A 5,670-nucleotide genomic window follows, 5' to 3' on the forward strand; every position below is an offset into this window, starting at 1 on the left:
CGGCGCGCTGCTCGTCCTCGACAGCGCGGGGGCCGTGGAGGCGACGCGGCTGCTGGACGCGCGGCGGGTCGTGCCGGTCCACTGCGACAGCTGGACCCATTTCACCGAGGGGCGTGCGGAACTGGTGGCCGCGTTCACGGGTGCCGGGCTGGCGGACCGGCTCGACGTCGGCTGACCGCGTCCCACGATCGGGTGGTCCGGGGCGCACTTTCGAGGGGTTCGCGGCCCTGTACGGCTTTCGCGGCTCCCGCGGGCCCCGATGATCCTTGCCGGGTCGCGCCGTGCGGCCCCGGAAGGATGACGATGGACAACACACGACGTTCGGTTCTCGGCGCCGTCCTGGCCGCCCCGCTGCTGGCGCAGTTCGCGGGGGCGGCGGACGCCGGCGCGGCGGACGGGTCGCTCGGGACGGTCTCGGACGGCTGGGCTGAGGTCAGGTGGACGCCGCTGGGCGAGGCGCTGCTGGGCCGGTTCCAGGCGACGGTGGCGGCGGTCGAGCCCGCGGCGATGGACGCGAAGGGGGGCGCGATCCGGTTCCCGGTGCTGTCCGGGAGCGGTGACCCGTCCCTGCTGAACCCGGCGAAGGCGCACGGCGACGGGCGGCTGGCCGGGGGCGTGGAGGTGCGCACGCCCGAGGGCACGGTCCGGGTGACGGAGCTCCAGGGCTTCCTCCAGGACGGGGTGGCGTGGGGCAAGTGCGTCGTCAACGGCCTGGACGTCGGCCACCGGGCGACGGTGCGGCCGGGGCTCGACAAGGGGGTCCTCCAGACGGAGACCGTGCCGCTGGGGTCGCCGATGAAGGTCAAGGTGGCGGAGGTGCCGCTGCGGCCGACGCCCGAACTGCTGGAGACGTTCGCGACCACGTTCGCCACCGACGAGATCACCGCGGATTCGGTGCTGGCGTATGTGACCGCTGAGGCGGTGTACACGCCGCCGAAGAAGGCGTGAGCGCCCGGCCGCCGAAGCGGCGTTCGCGTTCCGTGTAGACGGTGACCGCGTCCCTGAGCCGGGTGAGGTCGTAGTCCGGCCAGGGCGTGGGGTCGAAGACGAGTTCCGCGTAGGCGAGGTGCCAGGGCAGGAAGTTGCTGATCCGCTGCTCCCCGGAGGTACGGATCAGCAGGTCGACGTCGGGAAGGCCGGGCACGTACAGGTGGCGGGCGAGGTCGTCGGGGGTGATGTCCTCGGGGCGCAGGGTGCCGGCGGCGGCTTCGGCGGCCAGGGCGCGGGCGGCGGCGGTGAGTTCCTCCCGGCCGCCGTAGTCGACGCACAGGGTGAGGGTGAGGACGTCGTTGGCGTGCGTCATGTTCTCGACGAGGGCGATCGCGGAGGCGAGGGAGGTGTCGAGGCGGTCGCGGCGTCCGCACCAGCGGACCTGGACGCCGAGGCCGTGCAGGGTCTGGGCGCCCCGGGAGATCCACTCGGCGAAGGCGCCGAAGATCGCGGCGGTCTCCTCCTGGGTGCGGTTCCAGTTCTCGGTGGAGAAGGCGTAGAGGCTGAGGTGGCGGATGCCGAGCCGCAGGGCGGAGTTGACCACGCGCATGGCGGCGCGGGAGCCGGCGTGGTGGCCCTGGCGGACGGGGACGGCGTGGGTCTCGGCCCAGCGCCGGTTGCCGTCCATGATGACGGCGACGTGGGTGGGGCGCTCGCCCGGCCAGGGGGGCCGGGGGCTGGTCTCGCCGGTGAGCTGGGCGACGCCGGAGGTGAGGACGCGGGAGCGCAGGAGGGTGACCTCGTCGTGGTGGAGCTGGACGCCGAGGAGGAGGGAGTGCAGGAAGGGGCGGTAGGGCTCGGCGACGGCCCAGGTGGCGGGGACGGCTTCGGTGAGCAGGGTGCGCCAGTGGGCGAGCTGGAGGTCGATGAACGCGTCGAGGGGTTCGCGGGGGCCGTCCGCGGTGAGGTCGTCGGCGGTGAGGCCGAGGGCGCGCAGGTCTTCGCGGGGCCAGTAGCAGCGGCCCTGGGCGAGGTCGTCGGGGAGGTCCTCGTACAGGTCGGCGAGTTTGCAGGCGTCGAAGAGGGTCGCGATCAGGCGGGCGCTCTCGGGGCCGCGCGGTTCCAGGAGGGGGGTCCAGAGTTCGCCGACGACTCCGGTGATGCCGCGCAGGAAGCGGCGCTGGTCCGCGAACGTCTCGAAGGCGGGCGGGGCCGCGCAGTCGGCGGCGACGGTCGCCAGGTGCTCCTCGACGAGGGCGTGGTCGAGTCCGCGTCGGTGCACGGTGTCGATGAGGGCGCGGCGCTGGGGGTGGTCGCTGCGGCCGGTGCGCAGTTCGGCGAGGGTGTCGGCCCGCCACCGGGCGAACCGTGCCCGGCGGCTTTCGGGCGGTCCTTCGTCGGCGATGCGGTCGGTGGTGACGGTCCAGCCGTGGATCGCGTGCATGAACGGCCGGATCTCGGCGGGCAGGAGATCGGTCACGGTCCACAACGCGGGCAGGTGGTCGCGTACTTCGGCCTCGCACGCCTCGTACGACTCGCGCAGCTCGTCCATGTCGTCCCTCGTCCTTCTGGTGTCGTCGTCAGCCCTAACGACCCACTCCCCCATCGGTCGCTCCTGCCTCTGGACGGGTCCGTGAGGTGCCTCCTACAGTGCACAGCAAGCGCTTTCTTGACCTGTTCATGCCTTTGTTGCCCGCTCTGGATCAGGAGTGCCTCGTGCCGGACGGACCTCTGTGGACCCGTAAGTCGTTCCTGCTCGGCATGGCGGCGGCCGGTGCCGTCCCGCTGCTCCCGGCGGCGGCCGAGGCGTCGCCCGCGCGCCCGGCCTTCCCGCTGGCCGCCGGCGGCCGGGCCACCGACCTGTACGTGGCCCCCTCCGAGGACCCGGCGGTGATCCGCGCGGCCGGTGACCTCGCCGCCGACATCGAGCGGGTCAGCGGGGTGCGGCCCCGGCTCCTGCACGCCCTGCCCGAGCGCGCCGAGCACCTGGTCGTCATCACCACCTCGACGGCGCGGGGCCGTTGGGAAGCCTCGGTGACCCGCGTCGTCGAGCGCCCCTTCCCCGGCGTGGACCGCGCCCTGACCATCACCGGCAGCGACCGGCGCGGCACGATCTACGGCATCTACGACACGTCCGAGCGCATCGGCGTCTCCCCCTGGCACTGGTGGGCCGACGTCCCGGTCGTCCGCCGCGACACGGTGACCGTCCCCGCGCGGACCTTCGAACGGCGCGAGCCCAGCGTCCGCTACCGGGGCGTCTTCATCAACGACGAACAGAACCTGACCACGTGGTCGCACCGCACCCAGGAGCCGGACAAGAACATCGGCCCCCGCACCTACGAGCGGATCTTCGAGCTGCTGCTGCGCCTCAAGGCCAACTACCTGTGGCCCGCGATGCATCCGTACTCGGACTTCTTCAACAAGTACGCCGAGAACCCGGAGTTGGCCGACCGGTACGGCATCGTCGTCGGGTCCAGCCATCCGGAAGCCATGCTGCGCAACGGAGTTCACGAGTGGGACCCGTGGGCGGCGGAGCACCGCAACGCGGACGGGAGCCTGCCGGTGTACGACTACACCGTCAACCCGGCGGTGATCTCGGACTATTGGCGTGCCCGGGCGCGGCAGAACGCGCGCTACGAGAGCAGTTGGACGCTGGGGATGCGCGGGCTGCACGACTCGGCGCTGGAGACGCAGGGCGCGACCACGATCCCGGAGAAGGTCGTGGTGATGAACGACATCATCGCCGACCAGCGGCGCATCCTCGCCGAGGAGGTCGGGGCGGGGGCCGAGCCGCAGATCTTCATCCCGTACAAGGAGGTGCTGGAGCTCTACAACGCGGGTGTCCAGGTGCCTGACGACGTCACCCTGATCTGGCCGGACGACAACCACGGCAACATGCGCCAGCTCCCCGACGACGCCGAGCGGGCCCGCGGCGGCGGGAACGGGATCTACTACCACCTGTCCTACTGGGGGCGGCCCCGCAGCTACCTCTGGCTCGACACCACGCAACTCGCCAAGGTGTGGCGGGAGTTGCGGCGCGTGCACGAGCACGGGGTGGACCGTATGTGGATCTTCAACGTGGGTGACCTCAAGTCCATCGAGACGGGGCTGTCCTTCTGCCTGGACCTGGCCTGGGACGTGGACGGCCCGGGGCCCGAGGAGTTCCTCGCGCGGTGGTACGGGCGGCAGTTCGGGCGGGAGCACGCAATGGAGCTGACCGCGATCCGTACGGAGTACTACCGTCTCGCGGCCGAGCGGCGGCCGGAGTTCATCGACCGGGATGTGTTCTCGACCGTGCACCACGGGGACGAGGCGGGGCGGCGGATGGACTCGTACGCGGCTCTCCTCGACCGGGTCCGCGCGCTGGGGGCGGGGCTTCCCGAGGTCTACCGGGACGCCTACTTCGAGCTGGTCGAATACCCGGTCCACGGGGCCTGGTTGATGAATCTGAAGTACTACTGGGCCGACCGCAACGCGCTCGCCGTGCGGCAGGGGCGGGGGGCCGGGGTGAACCGGTACGCGGATCTCGCGGAGGCCGCGCACGCCGAGGAGCAGGCGATCACGCGGCGGTACAACACGCAGGTGGCGGGCGGGAAATGGGACGGGATCGTCAACCCGTACCCGTCGCAGATCCCGAAGGCTCCGGGGCGGCCGGCCGTCACGCGGGTCGCCCGGCAGGAGACGTCGGGGCTGGGGGTGGCGGCCGAGGGGAACGACGTCGGGGCCGTTCGACCGCTGTCGTTCGACTCCTGCGACCGGGGGCGGCGGTTCGTCGATGTGTTCAACACCGGGTTCCTGCCGGTGGATTGGGTGGCGGAGGCGAGTGAGCCGTGGGTGCGGGTGAGTGCTTCCCGTGGCACGCTCGCCGACCAGACGCGGGTCTGGGTCGACATCGACTGGGGGCGGGTGCCGGAGGGTACCCACACGCCGGGTGTCTCCTTCACGGGCGCGGGGCGGAGCGTCGCCGTCGCGCTGCGGGTGGTCAACTCGCCTGTGCCGGTGCGGGGGTTCGTCGAGGCGCACGGGTACGTGTCCATCGAGGCGGCCCACTTCGACCGGCAGGTTCCGCGCGGGGGCGCGCGGTGGCGGACCGTACCGGGGCTGGGGCGGCGTAGCGGGGCTGTGGAGGCCGTGCCGTCGACGGCTCCCTCGGTGACGGAGGGGTTCAGTACGCGCTCGCCCGAGCTGCGGTACCGGGTGCACTTCAGGTCGGCCGGGACGTTTCCGGTGACCGTCTTCCGGCTGCCGTCTCTCGACGAGCGCGGCAAGCGGCGGTTGGCCGTCGCGCTGGACGATCAGGCGCCGGTCGTGCTGTCGGGGCAGGCCGTCGCCACCGGGAACCGGGGGGACGCGTGGGCGCGGAACGTGGAGGAGGGGGTCGAGAAGCTGACCGGGACGGTCGTCGTCGGGGCGCCGGGGGAACACACGCTGCGGCTGTTCATGGTGGACGCGGCGATCGCCGTGGATCAGATCGTCATCGCTACGGCGGGGGCGGTGCCCGGATATCTGGCGCCGCCCGAGAGCCGGCGGTCCGGGGTGCGCGCATGACCGATCCGCTGTCGCGCCGTCCGGCGACCGCCGCCGACGTACCCGTGGTCCATCGGCTGATCGCCGCGTGCGAGGAGAGTCTCCACGGTCGGGTGACGACCGGTGCGGACCGGGTCGCCGTCGAGCTCGGGGAGCCCGGTTCGCAGGCGGTGGTCGTCCTCGATCCGCAAGGGGAGGCGGCCGGGTGGGGGT

The 5,670-nt window shown here is 72.4% G+C and carries 3 protein-coding genes and 2 pseudogenes; 4 read left to right on the top strand and 1 reads right to left on the bottom strand.

The genetic code is table 11. The features are described from left to right. Together AOK24_RS51640 and AOK24_RS36910 are read left to right on the top strand one after the other, a co-directional pair. Positions 1-175 (top strand): annotated as a pseudogene (locus AOK24_RS51640) (MBL fold metallo-hydrolase); the annotation flags it as partial. A gap of 128 nt (positions 176-303) precedes the next feature. Continuing rightward, positions 304-948, top strand: coding sequence for a hypothetical protein (locus tag AOK24_RS36910; RefSeq protein WP_055724312.1), 645 nt, complete (start codon positions 304-306; stop codon positions 946-948). On the opposite strand, the gene uppS is transcribed toward AOK24_RS36910, so the two are convergent. Then, positions 881-2,482 (bottom strand): polyprenyl diphosphate synthase, encoded by a 1,602-nt coding sequence (gene uppS, locus AOK24_RS36915; protein WP_055724311.1) that lies wholly within the window; start codon positions 2,480-2,482, stop codon positions 881-883. The two genes, AOK24_RS36910 and uppS, sit on opposite strands and share 68 nt — an antisense overlap. Positions 2,483-2,691: 209 nt before the next feature. Here uppS and AOK24_RS36920 point away from each other — a divergent pair, with 209 nt between their 5' ends. Both AOK24_RS36920 and AOK24_RS36925 read left to right on the top strand, forming a co-directional pair. Then, on the top strand, positions 2,692-5,478 hold the full coding sequence (locus tag AOK24_RS36920) for a glycosyl hydrolase 115 family protein (protein WP_107104138.1): 2,787 nt from the start codon (positions 2,692-2,694) through the stop codon (positions 5,476-5,478). After that, positions 5,475-5,670, top strand: a pseudogene (locus AOK24_RS36925) (GNAT family N-acetyltransferase); the annotation flags it as partial. The gene AOK24_RS36920 and the pseudogene AOK24_RS36925, both read left to right, overlap by 4 nt.

Source organism: Streptomyces niveiscabiei (assembly GCF_001419795.1).
Taxonomy (GTDB): domain Bacteria; phylum Actinomycetota; class Actinomycetes; order Streptomycetales; family Streptomycetaceae; genus Streptomyces; species Streptomyces niveiscabiei.